At 37.9% G+C, this 19,454-nt stretch carries 12 protein-coding genes; 8 read left to right on the plus strand and 4 right to left on the minus strand.

The window, feature by feature from the left end; translation table 11 throughout:
• Positions 1-3: 3 nt before the first annotated feature.
• A complete protein-coding gene (locus V6624_RS17290; protein ID WP_338839519.1) occupies positions 4-450 on the minus strand; it encodes a hypothetical protein in 447 nt (148 codons plus the stop codon).
• 247 nt (positions 451-697) lie between these two features.
• Between V6624_RS17290 and V6624_RS17295 the strand changes: the two genes are divergently transcribed.
• From V6624_RS17295 to V6624_RS17305, 3 genes are all read left to right on the plus strand, one after another.
• Entirely contained in the window at positions 698-2,716 is a 2,019-nt protein-coding gene (locus V6624_RS17295) for a sensor histidine kinase (RefSeq protein WP_338839520.1), read from the plus strand.
• Positions 2,717-2,720: 4 nt separating this feature from the next.
• Positions 2,721-3,461, plus strand: coding sequence for a LytR/AlgR family response regulator transcription factor (locus V6624_RS17300; protein ID WP_095930034.1), 741 nt, complete (start codon positions 2,721-2,723; stop codon positions 3,459-3,461).
• Between the two features lie 133 nt (positions 3,462-3,594).
• Entirely contained in the window at positions 3,595-3,924 is a 330-nt protein-coding gene (locus V6624_RS17305) for a DUF4870 domain-containing protein (RefSeq protein ID WP_095930035.1), read from the plus strand.
• Positions 3,925-4,049: 125 nt separating this feature from the next.
• On the opposite strand, the gene V6624_RS17310 is transcribed toward V6624_RS17305, so the two are convergent.
• Positions 4,050-4,343: a winged helix-turn-helix transcriptional regulator gene (locus tag V6624_RS17310; protein ID WP_338839522.1), complete on the minus strand. Its 294-nt coding sequence runs from the start codon at positions 4,341-4,343 to the stop codon at positions 4,050-4,052.
• Positions 4,344-4,785: 442 nt separating this feature from the next.
• On the opposite strand from V6624_RS17310, the gene V6624_RS17315 reads away from it, so the two are divergent.
• Both V6624_RS17315 and V6624_RS17320 read left to right on the plus strand, forming a co-directional pair.
• Positions 4,786-7,140, plus strand: coding sequence for a mechanosensitive ion channel family protein (locus V6624_RS17315; protein WP_111283049.1), 2,355 nt, complete (start codon positions 4,786-4,788; stop codon positions 7,138-7,140).
• Positions 7,141-7,450: 310 nt separating this feature from the next.
• Positions 7,451-8,011 (plus strand): phage tail protein, encoded by a 561-nt coding sequence (locus V6624_RS17320; protein ID WP_111283051.1) that lies wholly within the window; start codon positions 7,451-7,453, stop codon positions 8,009-8,011.
• A gap of 18 nt (positions 8,012-8,029) precedes the next feature.
• Here the strand turns inward: V6624_RS17320 and V6624_RS17325 are convergent, their stop codons facing one another.
• Entirely contained in the window at positions 8,030-9,037 is a 1,008-nt protein-coding gene (locus V6624_RS17325; RefSeq protein WP_111283053.1) for a hypothetical protein, read from the minus strand.
• Positions 9,038-9,131: 94 nt separating this feature from the next.
• Here V6624_RS17325 and V6624_RS17330 point away from each other — a divergent pair, with 94 nt between their 5' ends.
• From V6624_RS17330 to V6624_RS17340, 3 genes are all read left to right on the plus strand, one after another.
• Complete coding sequence (locus tag V6624_RS17330; RefSeq protein ID WP_338839523.1) at positions 9,132-16,577, plus strand: T9SS type A sorting domain-containing protein; 7,446 nt, start codon at positions 9,132-9,134, stop codon at positions 16,575-16,577.
• 29 nt (positions 16,578-16,606) lie between these two features.
• Entirely contained in the window at positions 16,607-17,926 is a 1,320-nt protein-coding gene (locus tag V6624_RS17335; protein ID WP_338839524.1) for an OmpA family protein, read from the plus strand.
• 185 nt (positions 17,927-18,111) lie between these two features.
• A complete protein-coding gene (locus V6624_RS17340) occupies positions 18,112-18,708 on the plus strand; it encodes a Crp/Fnr family transcriptional regulator (RefSeq protein WP_338839525.1) in 597 nt (198 codons plus the stop codon).
• 139 nt (positions 18,709-18,847) lie between these two features.
• On the opposite strand, the gene V6624_RS17345 is transcribed toward V6624_RS17340, so the two are convergent.
• Positions 18,848-19,219 (minus strand): group III truncated hemoglobin, encoded by a 372-nt coding sequence (locus V6624_RS17345; RefSeq protein WP_338839526.1) that lies wholly within the window; start codon positions 19,217-19,219, stop codon positions 18,848-18,850.
• Positions 19,220-19,454 lie beyond the last annotated feature (235 nt).

The following is a 19,454-nucleotide window of genomic DNA, read 5'->3' on the forward strand; positions in this document are numbered from 1 at the left end:
TCTCTACTCAATTTTAACGCCATCAATAATCAGAGAATCGCAAAGAAGTGAGATGTAAGCGCTCGTATAGTCGGCCGTTAATTGATCGCTTAAAGAATCTACTCTTCCTTTTGTAAAATCAAATTTTCTCGTAGGAAGCTTTCCAAATATATCGGTCATAGTAATCTGACCATCAACTCCTGCTTTATTTTTCATTAAAACTGCCAGTAAGGCAATATCTTGTTTTTCAAAATCAAGAGAAAAATAATAATTGTTTTTTACCTCCGACTCTGTTCCGCTAACAGTAGATTTCGTAAAAGAAAATGTAGCAGATCGCAATAGCGCTTTTGTCGTTTTGTTACCATCTTTCAAAGCGATTTCTATTTTAATGCGTCTGTCTTCTTGCCCATAACTTAATGATGATATAAAAAGGCAAGCTACCACTAATAATGTAAAAAAATTCTTATTCATGATTTTATAGTTTTAAAAATAATTTATAACAGCAAGATTACTACGAAGATCAACTTGCCACAATTCGAAATTGGCAAATGGATGCTTTAGATTTTTATTTGGTAATTCTATGCCAGTATCAAGAAAAAGCGCTCTTTAACCACTTCTACACAGAGACTTTACAAGGGAATTTCTTGTAAAATTTGCTGGGTGAATTTTTTGGTCAGTCTATTTTCAATTTGTATTTTGGCTTTAATTACCACAATATATGCACGAAAAAAACACTTTAAATCAGATAAAAAATAAGGAAACGAAATGGCTATTCTCGTTTCTAATTTTGTTTTTCATCACCACTTTAAATGCACAAATTTCGGCAGTCGAAAAGATTGCATCCTATGGATATTCTAAACGTTTTTCTGATTCATCTGCCAGTAAAAAAATTCAGCAGCAAGCTCTTGCTTTAGCCAAGAAAAAAAAGAATATCGACGATGAAGTTATTTGTTATTCGTATCTCGCTCTTACACAAAGGCGTTTATTGCATTTAAAAGAATTTACTCGCTATGCAGACACTGCTTATATTTTAGCTCAAAAAAGCAACAAAATAAGAGTTAAAGCTTTTGCTTCTCTAGCAATGGGAAATTTAAAGTCATATATAGATGACAAACCTCAGGCCATCGATCATTTATTGCATTCTTATACGCTTTTCTCAAAAATAGATGCTCATGATCAATGTGCTAAAATTGCGTCCGATATATCGTATCTATTTTCTCCAGCATCGCCAGAAAAGGTTCATAAATATGCGCAAGAGGCTCTTGAACATGCTTATAAAGCAAAAGATCCAGAAAGTAAATTGTATGCAAGATTGGCTTACGGAGGTTATTTGACCGATAAACTCGAATCTGGAACAGAGAAAGATTGGCAAAAGACTTTAGATTTTTTAAAAACTACAGTGGCACTTGCCGAAAAAGAATCTTTTGATATCATTAGCAAAAGCAATATCGGAATCGCTTACATCAATCTGGCAGATCTTTATTCTAAAGGTCCGAAACCAATTAATGAAACTGCCTTGTTTGATAACCTCGAAAAAGCTACTGCAATTGCCAAAAAATACAATATTAAAATCATCTACAGAAGCGCCATAGGTCTTCAAGGTTTTTACTATACCGAAAAAGGAAATTATGTAAAAGCGGAAATGCTTTTTATTGAAGGCATAAAATACCAGCTTAGCCTACCTTACACCGATAATTATTTATTAGCTACTTTTTACAATTGCTTAAAAGAAGTTTCGGCAAAACGTCATGATTTTGAAGCGTATTATGCTTACGATACCTTGTTTACGAAATACAATCAGTTAAAATATAATGAAACCACTCAGAAGCTTTTGCAAAATGCAGATGCCAGATTTGAGTCTTCCAAAAAAATGGAGCGTATAAAACAGCTTGAATTGGAAAATGAACTGGAACAGCAAAATAAACTTTTAGGCTATGGAATTGCTGGAGTTCTATTGCTTGGACTTGTTTTTATGTTTCGTTCCTACTATTTCAGGCAGCGTTATTATTTAAAGCGTGAGGAAATTTTAAAGCAAGAACAAACCAACAGTGAATTGAAGCTGCAATTAATGGAAAAAGAAACCATTGAAAACCTTGCTACAAGACTTTCGTTGGAAAGAAGATTATTGCGTTCTCAAATGGATCCGCATTTTATTTTTAATGCTTTGGGAAATATTCAGAGTATGATTTTACAAAAAGATACGATTCCTGCGGTTTCTTATTTGAATAAATTTGCCAAACTCACACGCCAAATTCTAGAACAATCAAGAAAGGAAACCATTTCGTTAGAGGAAGAAATTGGTACTTTAAAAAATTACATCGAATTGCAGCAGTTGCGTCTTAATAATAGTTTCGAATATGTTATTGTTTGTGACGAATCTGTTGAAGATGACATTCTTATTCCGCCACTTTTGATTCAGCCTTTTATTGAAAATGCTGTTGAACACGGATTAAAACCAAAACCAAAAGAAGAAAAAGGTCTATTGCAAATTAATTTCTCACAGCAGACGCAACAAAAAAATCTGATCTGCACCATAAAAGACAACGGAATCGGACTTACAGCTTCGAGAAAATTGAAAACAAACGAAAATCATAAATCTCTTTCTACCACAATTACTGACGAAAGATTAGCAAAAATGCAAAAAGACCATCCGTATGCTGGTTTTCAGGTTTTAGAACGCGATGCAGACAACGGAGAAACGGGTTGCATTGTTATTATTAATATTCCAATATTGTAAAAAAATGTACAAAACTATCATTATAGAAGACGAACAGCGCATTCGCGAAGCTTTATCAATTATGTTGGAAATGGTTGCTCCAGAAGAAATTCAGATTATCGCTTACGCGGAAAGTGTCGAAGAAGCTGTAAAATTAATTGACCGCATGCAGCCGGATTTGGTTTTTATGGATATTATGCTTCAAAACGGAACTGGATTTGATGTTCTAAAACAAATTTCCTTCAACTCTTTTCATCTTATTTTTACAACCGCTTACGAACAGCACGCCATTAATGCTTTCAAATACAGCGCAATAGATTATCTGCTAAAACCAATTGATCCAGACGAACTTAGAACTGCAATTGAAAGGATTTCGCTTTTACAAGAAAGAGTTTTAGAAAAACAGCAATTAAGCGAATTGCAAAATAACCTTACCAAAACTCCCGACCGCATTATATTGCCCACTCAAGAGGCTATGTATGTAGTTAAATTAGAACAAATTACAAGATGCGAAACTTCGGGTTCTTATACCACTTTCTTTTTGACCGATGGCCGAAAAATTATGGTTTCTAAACCTTTAAAAAATTATGAAGATTTGCTGGAACCTCCAATGTTTTTTCGCATTCATCAGTCGCATTTGATCAATGTAAATTCCATTATAAGTTATTCTCGCGAAGGAATGGTTCATATGAATGACAAATCGGTTGTGCCCATTTCGCGAGGAAAAAAGGAGCAATTTTTCAAATTAATGAAAGAGGAAATTTAATCTTTTAAAAAACACATTTTACCTCTTACCGATTTAAATACAACCAATACCAACCAAAAAGCACAGTAGACAAAGTAACTATTTCAGGCCCTATTCCTAGTTTCTATTTTTGACCCAATAAATAACTTAAACTATGAATAATAAAACCCTTTCTATTCTTAGCTATGTCACTATTATTGGTTGGATTATAGCTTTTGTTAAAAGTAAAGATTTAACACCTAAAAGTGATTTGGTGAGATACCATTTAAAACAAGGATTCGGAATTTTTCTTGTTTCTTTAGTCGTAAATGTTGCTTTGTCTATTATTGTAACTATCGTTCCAGCGCTTTACTTTTTAAGCTATATCGGATACGTTATTTTTATTTTATGGATTTTCGGAATCATAAATGCCGCTAACGAACAAAAGAAACCAATTCCGTTAGTGGGACAAGTTTTTGAAGATAAATTCAGCTTTATTGACTAATCAGTCTTGCTTTTTTTAGCTGACGTTTTTATTTTTTGGATGTAGGAGATGATTCTCAGAGAACATCAGTGGCTATGGTAGCACTGAATAGTATTTGAGGATCTTTCTATTTTAAAAATAAAAATCTATGCCAACCCTTCCAAATGCTGAAAAACTGGAATCAAGGCTTTTCCCTTTTCTGTCAAATTATATTCGATATGAAGAGGCTTCAACTTGATCGTTACTTTTTCTAAAAGACCTTCTTCTTCCAATTCTTTCAAAGCTGTTGCTAAAGATTGTTTGTTTGATCCCTGAATTTGTCTTAGTAAACTATTAAATCGCAATGGCGCTTCTACAGCTAAACGGAAAATTTCAGCTTTCCATTTTCCTGAAAGCATTTTTAAAAGTCTTTGCGCTGGACAAGTTTCTGCTTCTTCCATATTTTTTTAGGTAGTCAAAAAAATCTGACTTATTGTTTTAAACTGTTTTTTGATTAAAATTTGTGAGAATTCTTAAGTAAAAATATAAAATGAAAGTAAAGAAACCAAGCGAAATGACCAATGAAGAATTAATTAAAATCGAGAAAGCTATTAAAGTTTTGATCACTTTTTTAATCGTCTTAACTATTATACTACTATTAATTATTAGCATTTTATTCCTCAAGAAGGATTTCGGCCCTTTAATAGTCCTTCCCTTTTCCTTAACTCCAATTATTATTATCAATTCTAATTCATTAAAAGAAATAAAAAAAGAAATTACTTTTAGAGAGCTCAGATAAAATCACAAAATGAAAGGTTATAAGGTTTTTAAATTTAATTTTTCTTAACCGAAAGTTCTTTAAAAAAAATTAAATTTGGACTCCCTAAATAAGCCATTTACATTATGATTTTTCAAAAAAGAACTTTTTATTTTATCCCCTTAGTTTTATTTCTTTTTTTCTCTCAGTTTAATTATGCTCAAGGGCAAAAAACAGTAAAAAAAGAAAGTCGCGGAAGACTATTCAACGACACTACAGCCACAGACAGTGATTACTTAATGGCAATTGAAAAAGCCGGAGAAGTATTAGAATCCGCTTACAACGACATTGATTTTGCAGGTGATACTCATCATCTTTTTGGCGAAATGAAACGTACAGAAAGCAAACTAGATTTAATTTTAGCTAGTTTAAAAGGCGCTAATCCGAATGTGCGAAATCAACAGATGTACCGCATTGTACTTCAAGAAATCCAACAAGAATTAGAAGAACAGAATAAAGCAATTAATGCTCGAAATCTAAATCTTGAAAACATCAAAAAACGTGTTATTGATCTCCGTAAAGACAAAACTTTAATTACTTTAATAAAAGATACTATTCGTCGTAAGCAGTTTAAGAAAGAGTTTGGAAATCTTAGAAAAAGATACGTTGCAACAGATAGTTTGATGACTAAAAATCAGACTACTTTAAACAATAAAAAGAGACTTACTGTACAACGAAAAATTTCGGTTTCGAATGCTTTAGTTGCTGTTGAAAGTAAATTGGAGAAATCTGGAATCAGTATTTTCAAAAAAGAATATCCTTCTTTATGGCAAATAAATGATTCTGCTGCTAAGAAAAGAGTAACGCATAACATTGGAGCAAAAATTATCATTGAAGAAAATGTTGCTGCATATTATCTTGGTTACAAAGCTGGCGGACTTATTACACTGTGTTTCTTCATGGGACTTTTATTTTGGTACATTTCCCGAAATATGAAATACATTAAGGTAAACGGTTATGCTGAAAACCTTTTGCTTTTAAACTTTAAATATTTAAACCGAGGCATTTTATTGCCAGTTTTGGTCATTGCTTTAAATATTGCTGTAGTTACTAATTTATATGCTCCTGCTCTATTTTTAGAATTGATTCAGCTTTTCTTGCTTGGAGTTTTAATTTTCCTTTTCAAAAACCAATGGTCTGGAGTTGCCATGAGAAACTGGCTTTACCTTTTAGGATTGTTCTTTGCACTTTGCTTTTTGGATCTATTTATCACAATCGGATTATTACAGCGTGTTGCTTTCGTTGCAATTAATGTTTTAGGAATTCGCTATGGTTTGGTTCAGATTAAAACACTTAAAGAAGAACTTTATATAAAAGGCTTTTTTAAATGGGCAAGTATCCTTTTTATCGGATTGAATGGTTTGTCTATTCTTTACAATTTATTTGGTAGAGTTTCGCTTTCTAATATGCTTAGTCTTACAGCTTTTATTTCGCTTACTCAAATTGTTGCTTTAAGTGTTCTTTTGAAGATTATTCTAGAGATTATTTTACTTCAAATTTATACTACTAGAGTAAAAAGAGGAATCGAAAAAATGTTTGATTACGAAAGTTTATCAGACAATCTTAAAAAGCCTTTTATCATTGTAATTAGTTATATGTGGCTAATTGTAATTGCATCAAATTTGAATATTTGGGAGTCGCTTCGAGGTTCTTTAACTAAGTTGTTAAGTCATCCAAATACTATTGGAAGCATTACGTTTACACTTGGAAATATTGTTTTATTCTTTATTATTATATGGGCTGCACATTTATTACAGAAATATGTTGCTTATTTCTTTGGAGAAATTGATGATGAAAACGAAGAAAATATCAATAAAAGACAACATTCTAAATTACTTATTACCCGTTTAGTTGTTTTAATAAGTGGTTATCTGCTTGCAGTTGCAGCTTCTGGAATGCCATTAGATAAATTGAGTATTCTTTTAGGGGCATTAGGTGTCGGTGTTGGACTTGGACTTCAGAACATTGTAAACAACTTCGTTTCGGGTATTATCTTAATTTTTGATAAACCAATTCAAGTTGGCGATGTTGTAGAAATTAGTTCAGAATCTGGCCGTATTAAATCGATGGGACTTCGAACTACTAAAATTAATGCTCCAAATGGAGCCGAAATCATTATTCCGAATGGAAATTTATTGTCTCAAAATATTACCAACTGGACGTATACAGATAATTTCAAGTTAGTTGAAGTTACTTTTGAAATTAACGGAGAAACAATTCCTGAAGAAATCAATACAATTGTAAATGAAACACTGGCAAATCTTCCGCTAGTGAACAACGAAAAACCATCTCAAATTTATTACAGTTCAATTTCTGATGGAAAGTATAAACTTCTTATTAAATTCTGGTGCAGTATATATCGAACAGAAGAAACGATAAGTTCAGCACGACAGGAACTTTATGTTAGTTTCAAAAATAAAGGTTTGAATTTTTCAAGTTAAAATTTAAAAAGGCGGTAAGTGATTACCGCCTTTTTTATTGCTTAAACTTTGAAGAGAACATGACTTCACGTAAAGGATAATTCTAAAAATATTCTCTGACATAAATTGAATGTTTTTTAAGATATTGTATTAAAAATGTTACAAAAAAGAACTTTTTACGAAAACACGTAAAAACCCCTATTCTTAAACAATTTATATACAGTAATTTAGCTTTGTAGTAAAATACGGTCAGATCAATCATGCATGAAAAAAAATCTGTCAAATTATTTAAAACTAAAAAGCTAACATTAACTATTAAATCTTAAAAACTATGCAAGATGAATACATTGGAGTAATTAAAATTTTTGCGGGAAATTTTGCTCCTAGAGGTTACATGTTTTGTGCAGGACAATTAATTGCTATTTCACAAAACCAAGCTTTATTTGCAATTCTAGGCACTACTTATGGTGGAAATGGTACTACTAACTTTGCCTTACCTAATTTGCAAGGTACTGTACCAATTGGGCAAGGAACCAGTAGAAGTGGTGAAGTATATACTATTGGCGAAACAGCAGGTGCTACAACTACAACACTTTTAGTAAATAATTTGCCTGCGCACATACATACTGGAGCTAGTAAAATTTCTGTAAGTAGCGCACAAGCTACAGATTCTACACCAGTAGATGGTGCTTCAATTGCTACTCCAGGACAGCTTGTTTCAAGAACTTTTTCACCAACACTAGGCTTTGCAACATCAACACCAAGTGTGAATTTAAATAGTAACGTTATTACTGCTCCAACTGGCAATAATGTTCCTGTAAATAACATGCAACCCTATTTAGCAATCAATTACATTATTTGTGTTGAAGGAGTTTTCCCTCCAAGAAATTAATGAAAAAATGTAGTAGCACTATTTTAATTGATAGGACCATTTAGGTATTTCACTAAAATCATATACTAATTTAATCTCTGAATAATCTTTAATACCGTACATAGACACTAGACAATAAGGATTTGTAATATAAGATTCAGCTGTCTGTAATTCTATATCTTCAAAAATTTTGATTTCGGTAAAAAGACAAACATCAGGGTAATTTTCAAAAATATCTGGCAGGGTATAAAAAGTACTTTCTATTCTAGAATTACTGTTTTCTCTCTCAAAATGTTCTTTGTTTATTGTAAATAATCTATCTACAAATACCTTATGAGGATAGGGCTGCATTTCTTTGTAGCCCTTTACTTCGTTTACGTTTACTCTAAGGCTTTGCTCATAATCAAAAAAAGTATAAGCTAAATCAATTCTAATTTCTTGCGGAATAAATATTGCTTCACAAGGAAGTTGTTTAATTATATTCCCGCTTATGGCAATTTGAGGTTCTCTTGTAAGAGCATAATGCATGGTCTCAGAAATAGCAAGATCTACTTTAAAATCATCTGGTATTTTATAAGTAATTGCATTGGTTTCTATCATTTGAAGATTATAATCTTCAAGTCCAATTGTAGATACAAGATTTTGAACTGATTCTAATGATGAACGATTAATATCAATTAAAACAACGCTAATTCTTCCTTTATCGAATAATGGCAATAAAGGAAGAATTAATGTTGCATATGGTCCACAGCCTGCATAAAGTATATTAATACTCTTTTCTGGTGAATTAATAAAAAGTCTTGTTAAGGCCTTATGAATGCCTTTTATAAAAGAAACTGTTCGAAGGTAATCATCAACACAGTCTGCTGCACCTGAGCTCGATAAAGCTACACCTCCATTTACAAGTGTTTCATTGTCATCTGAATGAGTACAGCTAATAATATTTTTATAAAAACATGAAAGTTGTTGAGCAGATTCTAACTGCTCGCTAACAGTATTTGAGTCTATGATAGATTTAACAATGATCGTGAGTTCTTGTTTATACATATTAAAAAACTTTATTAATGCTTTTTTAAGTCTGAAATATAAGTCAAAAAGATAATGTTACAATACCAAATAGATAATTAAATATCAGAAAATTATGAAAAAACTCTACCTACTAATAACGCTGCTTTTTTTTGCTATTCAGCATATAAACGCGCAAACTTTTACCGAAACTTTTGAAAGCGCCACTGCCGATGTTGCAAACTTTACATCCAATGGCAAAACTTTTAATCTAACTTCTCCTTTTGATTTTAAAGTAGCTTCATTTCCAGGCCTTGGTTATAATGCTACTCCAAATTTTATTCAGGTCTCCGATCCGCTACTTCCTGGCGCAATGGGGCAAACTGGTGTTATTACTGCCGCATCTGGCTCCTTTAAAGTGAGTAGTTTTTGGTTCTATGTATCAGGAAATGCTGAAGTTGATCCTGGTGTAACTAATGGCGGAGGTGCTGGTAGTATAACCTTTAGAGGAAAACTTGCAGGAAACACCGTATTTACTGTAGTTAGAAACACCACTGGTGCAGATACAGGATTTGCTTTACCTGGAAACGGTTTTACATTAGTTAATTTTGCCACTGAAGGCGGTTCGAATAATACTAACCAAGTTATTGATCAATTAGAAATTCAATTAAGCAGTAATTACGACTATTTTGCTATTGATAATTTTACATTTGCTAATGGAGTTACTACTCCAACAGTAACAACAAATACTCCTGTAACAAATTATGGTGCAGTTACAGCTACATTAGGTGGTTCAAATACTGATGGTGGTGATACAGTACTTAATAGAGGTATTGTCTGGTCATTAACAACAAATCCAGTAATAAATGGTCCAGGTGTAACACAAGTAGCAGGAACTGCGGGAACTGGTGCTTTTACCATTCCTGTAAGTTCACTTCCCTCAGGGACTACAATATATTATAGAGCCTACGCAACAAATTCAGCTGGAACTGGATATGGAAATACTGTTTCGTTTACAACCAATGCTGCCCTATCTGCTACACAATCGCAAACAATTGCTTGTAACGGCACTAATAATGGAACAGCAACAGTAACTCCCTCAGGAGGGAAATCACCTTATACATATGCATGGTCCAATAGTACTACAGCAGCAACAGCAATAGGTTTAGCTTCAACTAATTATTCTGTTTTAATAACAGATAGTGAGGGGACTTCGATATCTAAAAACTTTACAATAGCTCAGAACTCAGCTATCTCAGGATCAACTACTATTGGTAATGTATCCTGCAATGGAGGAAATAATGGTTATATAGATCTTACCCCTACGGGAGGCGGCGGATCATATACTTATAATTGGGGAGGTGGAATAACAACCCAAGACAGAACAAACCTTACAGCAGGTACATATTCTGTTACCATTACCGACTCCAACAATTGTAGCCAGACAATAAACAATATAGTAGTTGGCCAGCCAGCTGCAGTACTTGGCGGAACAGCAATTCCTACTAATGTGCTTTGTAACGGAGGAAATACTGGAGCTATTAATCTTACTCCAACTGGAGGAACTACTCCTTATACATTCTTATGGAATGATGGAATAACTACAACTGAAGACAGAACAGGACTTACAGCAGGCATATATTCAGTTACCATTACAGATGCTAACTCATGCCAAATAGTTGTCAGCAATATTCCTGTAACCCAACCTCCAGTAATAACCGGATTAGGAACCATAACACATATTGCATGCAATGGAGGAAATACTGGAGCTATAAACTTTACTCCTAGCGGTGGTGTCGGTCCTTACACATACTCTTGGAGTGATGGACCAACTACAGAAGACAGAACAGGGCTTACTGCAGGCACATATACAGTTACAGTAACTGATGCTAATTCATGTTCAAGAACATTATCTGGCTTTACAGTTAATCAACCTGCTTCTGCGCTTGGTGGAACTGCGGTACCAACCAATGTTTCATGTTTTGGGGGATCTAATGGAGCCATTAACCTTACACCAACAGGCGGTCAACCTCCATATACTTATAACTGGGTGGGAGGTGCATCTACCGAAGACAGAACTGCACTTATCGCAGGCACATATGCCGTTACTATTACTGATAACAATGGTTGCACAGCAACAGTAAGCAATATTACAGTAGGCCAGCCTGCAGAAGTTTTAAGTGCTGCATCTGGAGGAGGCAAAACAGATGTATCCTGCAATGGAGGCGCTAATGGAACTGCAACGGTTGCACCAACTGGAGGAACTTCAGGTTATACTTATTCTTGGGATACAAATCCGGTACAAACAACTGCCACAGCAACAGGACTTACTGCAGGCACTTATACTGTGACGGTAACCGATGCTAATGCATGTCAAACCACTAGAAGTTTTACTATTGACCAACCTGCAGCAGCTTTAAGCGCTGTATCAGGAGGAGGCAAAACGGATGTGTCCTGCAATGGAGGCGCTAATGGAACTGCAACAGTTGCGCCAACTGGAGGAACTCCAGGTTATACTTATTCTTGGGATACAACTCCTGTCCAAACAACTGCTACAGCAACAGGACTTACTGTTGGTATTTATACTGTGACGGTAACCGATGCTAATGCATGTCAAACCACTAGAAGCTTTACCATTAATCAGCCTCCAGTGTTAAACGCAGCAATTGGAGGAGGCAAAACAGATGTGTCCTGCAACGGAGGAGCTAATGGTACTGCAACAGTTGCGCCAATTGGAGGAACTCCTAATTATTCTTATTCTTGGAATACATCTCCTGTCCAAACAACTGCTACCGCATCAGGACTTTCTGCCGGCACTTATACGGTAACAGTAACTGATGCGAACGGATGCCAAGCCACTAGAAGCTTTACCATATCTGAACCATCAGCCCTTACAATAGCGCCAAGCCAGACCAATGTTTCCTGCAATGGAGGCACCAATGGCACGGCTACGGCAGCTGTTTCCGGAGGAACCGGAGCATATACCTATTCCTGGTCACCTACCGGAGGAAACGCTGCGACTGCCAGCGGTCTTCAAGCGGGAACATATACGGTAACAGTTACTGACGCCAATAATTGCCAGGCTGCACAAAGCTTTACCATTGCAGAGCCTGCTATTCTATCGGCGTCAAAATCACAGACGGACGTTTTATGCAATGGCGGAGCGACAGGCACAGCATCTGTCACTGTCTCTGGCGGTTCAGGCAACTACACCTATTCATGGTCCCCTTCAGGAGGAACTGCAGCAACAGCAGCAGGCCTTACTGCCGGAACCTACACAGTAACTGTTGCAGATGCAAACAGCTGCCAATTGACGGAATCCTTCACCATTTCCCAGCCAGCTGCTCCATTAACCGCTACCACTTCCCAAATTAACGCTACCTGTTCAACAGGCGGACAGGCAGGTGTATCACCCTTTGGCGGCACACCAGGCTATAGCTATCTTTGGTCGCCAGGAGGCGAGACAGCACCTATCATTACAGGTAAAGCGGCAGGTAATTACATCTGTATAATTACAGATGCAAACGGATGTTCCATTACCAAAAACTTCACAATCGGTACAGCCAACACTCTAGTTGCCAGCACCGCTCAAACCAACGTACTATGCAGCGGCTCATCAACCGGAAGCGCAACAGTGATCCCATCCGGAGCTCCAGGGCCATTTACCTATGTCTGGTCCCCTTTCGGAGGAAACAGCGATACGGCAGTGAATCTTAGCGCAGGAAACTATTCTGTAACGGTCACTTCTTCAAACGGGTGCTCCATTGCCAAGACTTTTACAATTACTGAACCCTCAGCAATCAGCGCAGTTCCGGCGCAGACAGATGTCACCTGCAATGGGGGAAATAACGGATCTGCTTCTGTAGCCGTAACTGGCGGAACAGGCGCCTACACCTATTCATGGGCTCCATCGGGAGGGACTGCAGCCACAGCGACTGGCCTATCTGCCGGAACCTATACCGTTACCATAACAGATGCCAATTTATGCACCAAGACAGAAAGCTTTACCATAACAGAACCTGATGCAATTACGGCTGCAATATCTAAAACCGATGTTTCCTGCAATGGCGGAGCTAATGGATCTGCTGCTGTAGCTGCTTCAGGCGGAACCGGTTCGTACACATATGCTTGGGCTCCTTCCGGAGGGACTGCCGCAGCCGCTTCCGGGCTTTCTGCCGGGACATACACTGTCACCATAACAGATGCAAATGGATGCTCTGCAGCAGAAACGGTAACTATAGATGAACCGGCTCTGCTTGCCGCTTCAATAGCAAAAACAGACGTTTTATGCAGTCAGGCAGATAACGGCACGGCTACAGTAACTGCCTCTGGAGGAACAGGCCCTTACACCTATTCATGGTCACCATCTGGAGGAACTGCTGCAGCTGCAACGGGTCTTTCTCCTGGAACTTATACTGTAACAGTTACAGACGCAAATGGATGCTTCATAGCACAAACCGTTCAGATTACTGAACCTGCCGCTCTCTCTGCTGTAGATTCACAGACAAATGTTTCCTGCAATGGCGGTAATGACGGATCTGCTTCAGTAGCCGTAACTGGAGGAACTGGCGCTTATACCTATTTATGGGCTCCATCTGGAGGAACTGCTGCAACAGCAGCTGGCCTTTCAGCTGGAACTTACACAGTAACCATTACAGATGCTAACTCCTGCTCTGCTGTTAATACAATTACAATTACTGAACCTGATGCTTTAGCATTAACTGCAACTTCAACCGATGTTTCATGCAGCACAGGCGCTAACGGATCTGCTTCTGTAGCCGTAACTGGAGGAACTGGAGCTTATACCTATTCTTGGGCTCCATCTGGAGGAACTGCTGCTACTGCAACAGGCCTATCTGCTGGAAATTACACTGTAACAGTTACAGATGCCAATTCCTGTTCAGCTAATGCAAATGTTATAATAAATGAACCTACTGCGCTTACTGCTTCAATATCTAAAACTAATGTTTCCTGCAATGGAGGCACTAACGGATCTGCAGCAGTAAGCGTTACAGGAGGAACTGGCGCATATACTTACCTATGGGCTCCTTCTGGAGGAACTGCTGCTACTGCATCTGGCCTTATTGCCGGGACATATACTGTTACTGTAACAGATGCCAATTTATGCCAGACAACTGAAACGGTAACCATAGACGAACCGGCTGCACTTACTGCTTCAACAACAAAAACAGACGTTTTATGCAGTCAGGCAGATAATGGCACGGCTACAGTAACTGCCTCTGGAGGAACAGGCCCTTACACCTATTCATGGTCACCATCTGGAGGAACTGCTGCAACAGCAGCTGGTCTTGCTCCTGGAAATTATACTGTCACCGTTACCGATGCAAATGGATGCTTCATAACAGAAACTATTCAGATTACTGAACCTGCTGTTCTTTTAGCGGTAGATTCACAAATTAATGTATCCTGCAATGGCGGTAATGACGGTACAGCTTCAGTAGCTGTTTCTGGAGGAACCGGGTCTTATACATACTTATGGTCGCCTTCTGGAGGCACTGCTCCTACAGCAGCTGGCCTTTCAGCTGGAACGTATACTGTTACTGTTACCGATGCAAACTCATGTTCTACTGATAAAACTATCACAATTACAGAACCTGATGCTTTAGCATTAACTGCAGCTGTTACAGATGTTTTATGCAATGGAGGATCTGACGGATCTGCTTCTGTTGCCGTAACTGGCGGAACAGGTGCCTATACATACTTATGGGCTCCTTCTGGAGGAACTGCTGCAGCTGCAACGGGTCTTGCTCCTGGAAATTATACTGTCACCGTTACCGATGCAAATGGATGCTTCACAGCACAGACTGTACAGATAGCAGAACCTGCGGCTCTTTCGGCAGCATATGCACAGACAAATGTGTCCTGTCATGGCGGTAATGATGGATCTGCGACAGTAAACGTTACAGGAGGAACTGGCACTTACACTTATTTATGGGCACCGTCTGGAGGAACTGCTGCAACGGCGTCTGGCCTTTCTGCCGGAATCTACACCGTAACCGTAACAGATTCAAACTTATGCTCTACTGCTAATACCATTACAATTGCAGAACCAGATGCTTTAACTCTTGTTACGGCCGTTACACAGGTTTCATGCCATGGAGGAAATAACGGATCAGCTATAGTATATCCTAGCGGCGGTTCTGGCTCGTACACCTTCTTATGGTCTCCATCTGGAGGAACATCCGCCATTGCAACGGGGCTTTCTGCCGGAACCTACAGCGTAATCGTTACAGATGCCAATTCTTGTGCCGCTGCTATAGATGTTGTAATAGCTGAACCTGCCAATCCTGTCAGTTTGAACACTTCAGCCGTATCTGGAATAACCGCAGCTGGCGCATCTTTATCCGGCACTGTATCTTCAGACGGAATAAATGCAGATACAGGAGAGTGTCTGACAGAAGCCGGTTTTGTATATGCTCTGCATACAGATCCTACTACAGCCGATGCTAAAATAAATGCTGCAAGTGCGTTAGGAACATTTACCGGTTCTTTAGCTGGACTTAGAGGAAACAGAACCTATTATGTCAGAACTTATGCGGTAAACAGCAGTGGTTTTGTCAATTACGGAAACGAAGTCAGCTTCACTACAGAAAAATATACCCTTACTATAACTGCCAGCGCAGGACAGACAAAAGTATATGGAACTGCCGATCCTGTCTTTGGCTATAAATATTTAGGTCTTGCCAACGGAGACGCTCCGTCAGTAATTGCTGGACTGCTGTCCAGAGATGCCGGAGAAAATGCAGGAAAATACAATATTAAACTGGGAACAGTTAGCGCCGGTGCAGATTATATCATTGTTTTTGAAGGTGCTGAATTTGAAATTACTAAAGCAGACCAGACGATCACTTGGGACCAGACCTTAGAATTTGGCTGTTCCGATTCCAATTCTCTAGCCCTGACTGCCACAGCAGACAGCGGACTGCCGGTTTCCTATACCAGTGCAGACCCTGCATTGGCTGCAGTTACAGGAACAGCCTTAAATATAGCTGGAGCTGGAAGCACGACCATTACCGCTGTGCAGAATGGCGACCAGAACCATAACCCTGCTGTGGCCGTTGTCAAAACCATCGAAATAAGCCAGTCCGGGCTTGTTGTGCAGCAGTGGGCAAATGTCCTGTTCTTTGACAACAGATCAAACAATTATGTGGCCTGGCAATGGTACAGAAACGGAGCGGCCGTTTCCGGTGCGACCCGCCAATACTATAGCGAACTTCAGCCTTTGAATGGAACTTACCATGTGATTGCAAAAGACAGAAATGGAAACTCGATCAAATCGTGCCCGATTGAGACAGCCGGAACAGTCTTCACCAAGAAAATCAAGATTTTTCCAAACCCGGTTAAACCTGCAGGTGAATTTACCTTAGAGTGCGATTTCAGCGAATCCCAGCTAAATGGAGCCGAGATAGCTATTTTTGACATTACGGGAAAATTAGTGCAGACCATTTCAAATGTAAAGGCAAGCACCCAGATCACCGCTCCTGCGCAGGCTGCCATTTATGTTGTGGTCCTTAAGCTGGCCGACGGGCAGATAAAAACAATCAACCTATTGGTTAAATAAAAATGGGGTCCAATTTAAATTTACAGGAAATGAAGATTAAAATCACTATAGCCGTATTGGCACTATTTAATATCTCGATAGAAGCGCAGGAACTTAATTTTAAGATTAACGCAGGCCCCTCTGGAATCCTTTATGACAGCAGCATCGGAGACGGAAAACTGAAATTTGGCGGAGGAATAGGTGTCGGGTACACCTATTTCTTCAGCGGCCACTGGGGAATTACAGCTGGCGTTGATGTCACATACAGCCAGAACAGCTTTGGACTGGATAACGGAACCACAATCTCAAGCTATGAGGTTGATGACCAGACCTCCGCTTTCGAGTATCGGGTTACGCCGACCAATTATAAGGAAGACCAGCATTTTATTTCTGCTGCGATTCCCCTTATGATGCAGTACAGAACATCAATTGCCTCACAGACAGGATTATATTTTGGATTCGGGGGAAAAATCCTCTTTCCCGGAAAGCAGACCGTAAAAGCTTCGGCATCCGAACTGCAGCTGAGCGGCTATTATCCTGACGTGAATCTTCTGGTTGACGATCTGCCTTCCCACGGATTCGGAAAAGTAACCGATTGGCAGGATAAGACAGCCGTAAGCCTAGACCCTGCTTTTCTATTAAGTGCCGAAACAGGCCTTGCCTTCAGATTAAAAGAAAGGACACAGCTTTACACAGGCATATATATTGATTATGGCCTGACTGATCTGGCAAAAGAGACTCCCAATGCAAATATCGCGGCATACAGTCCGAACGGAATTGACAATATTCAGGCAGACGGCACGGCCGGAAACAGAAAAATAGTGCAGGAAAGCCGCTACTTTTCTGCGGGGATCCAGCTGAAATTAGGCTTTTCTTTAGCTAAAGGCAGACCGGAACCTGTGCAGGCGAAAGCGGAACCGCCTGCACAGACGCAGACGGCTCCAATTCAGCAGGCGGCTCCCGCACAGCAGAAAGCTGTCCAGGCTGCGCCAGCCAGAAAAGAGCTTACTGCCGAGGAAAGGAGCTACATCGAAAAGCAGCCCCTTGCCTTCCAGGAAATCGGAAGCGCAAAAGTAACTCCCGAACTGGCTTCGAGACTGGATAAAATCGCCGAGATACTAAAAGCAGATAAAGATGCAGAGCTCAATATTACCGGATACACCTGCGATATAGGAACCCAGCAGCGAAATCTTGAAATCGGAATGAAGAGAGCCAAGGCAGTTTCAGACTATCTCCAGAACAGGGGAATTGAAGCCAGCCGAATGCATCTCTTCTCTAAAGGGGAAAGCGAACCGCTGGTCCCTAATACTCCGGCTGAAAACAGACCGCTTAACAGAAGGGTTTCACTTACACTAATTGACGCAAAATAAATCTTAAAATTCTATAATTTTAAAAAGCATGAAAAGAAACTTCTTTTCATGCTTTCGTTTTTAAACACAATTTCAAAAGCTAACAATTATCATATTTTCTTTCTCCGTTAATACTTTTCTTTGTTCAAATAATTAATACCACTTACTAAAAATCAAACCTTTAATAATGTATTATTAGAAAAAGAATGCATATTGATACCGATTTGCTTTATACCTGGGGAGCTGTAGCTAGAAAAGTTCCTAAAAACTCGATCATTTTTTATGAAAATGATTCGCCAGTTTCGTATTACCAAATTTTAGAAGGAACTGTAAAAATAGGCTACACCAACGAAGACGGTAAAGATTTGACAATTGGTATTTTTAATGAAGGAAATAGCTTTGGCGAGCCACCTCTTTTTATAGATCAGCCCTACCCTGCTTCAGCCGTTGCACAAACCGATTGTATCATCTTAAAATTATCAAAAAATAATTTCTTTTCTTTCCTTGAAGAAAATCCCGAAATACAAACCAAATTATTAAAATTATTTGCATGGAAGATTTACAATAAAATTGTTTTTTCAAAAAATATCATCAATCATAAACCTGAGTATCGAATTCAATATTTTTTAGATAATTTAAAAAAACAGCATAATATTGAAGCTTCAAGAAAAATGAAAATTCCATATACGAGAAAAGAAATTGCAGACTTTACAGGCTTACGTGTTGAAACTGTTATTCGGACTATATCAATGATGAATAAGAATAAAAAAATTGAAATTATAAATCATAAACTGTTTTACTGATTTACCAAAGTATGATCGAAATCATATTTCTTTAAACAAGATTTCTATTCCTTTGTTTTGGTTAAAGGAAAATTATTAATTCAGTCTTTAATATCTTTCATAAGTAAAAAACGGGAACTTTTTTGGTTCCCGTTTTGTATTAAATAACAACTTTATTCATCATTAATTTTGAAATATTCTCGGCTCTTACTTTTATTTCATTTGCTTTTTCTCCCTCAAAAAAATCATCTACAGTTGTTTTCCAAAGTTTGGTCCAATGCCTAAAATGAGTTTCGGTCAAAGTGCTTTTCTGATCCAGCATTCGGTGTTTTACCATCGGATTACCTTCAAAATTTCCTGTATGAAAAAGAATGTTGTCCCAGAAATCATACATAATAGGAAGATGTTTTTCCCAATTCACTAACGCCACCTCTGTAAATAAATATCCAATGGTTGGATCTTTTTTTACTATCTGGTAAAAAGCATCTACCAAGAATACAATATCATCTCTATCTCTAATATCTGTCTTCATACTTTTTTATTTTAGCGCACTTTTCTCACGGCGCTTTCATCTTCAAAACTAATATCAAATTTCCGAAACCTACCACATATAAAGTATGATTACGATCATACTTCCAAAATAAGCATTTTAGGTTTTTCTATTTTGTTCTAATTCCTTTTTCATTAAAAATCAATTTGTATCGCTTAACATAAACAAATAAAAATAAAACAGTATGATTAGAATCATATTTTGAAAGAAATGTTGA

Source organism: Flavobacterium ginsenosidimutans, from assembly GCF_037478105.1.
Lineage (GTDB): Bacteria > Bacteroidota > Bacteroidia > Flavobacteriales > Flavobacteriaceae > Flavobacterium > Flavobacterium ginsenosidimutans.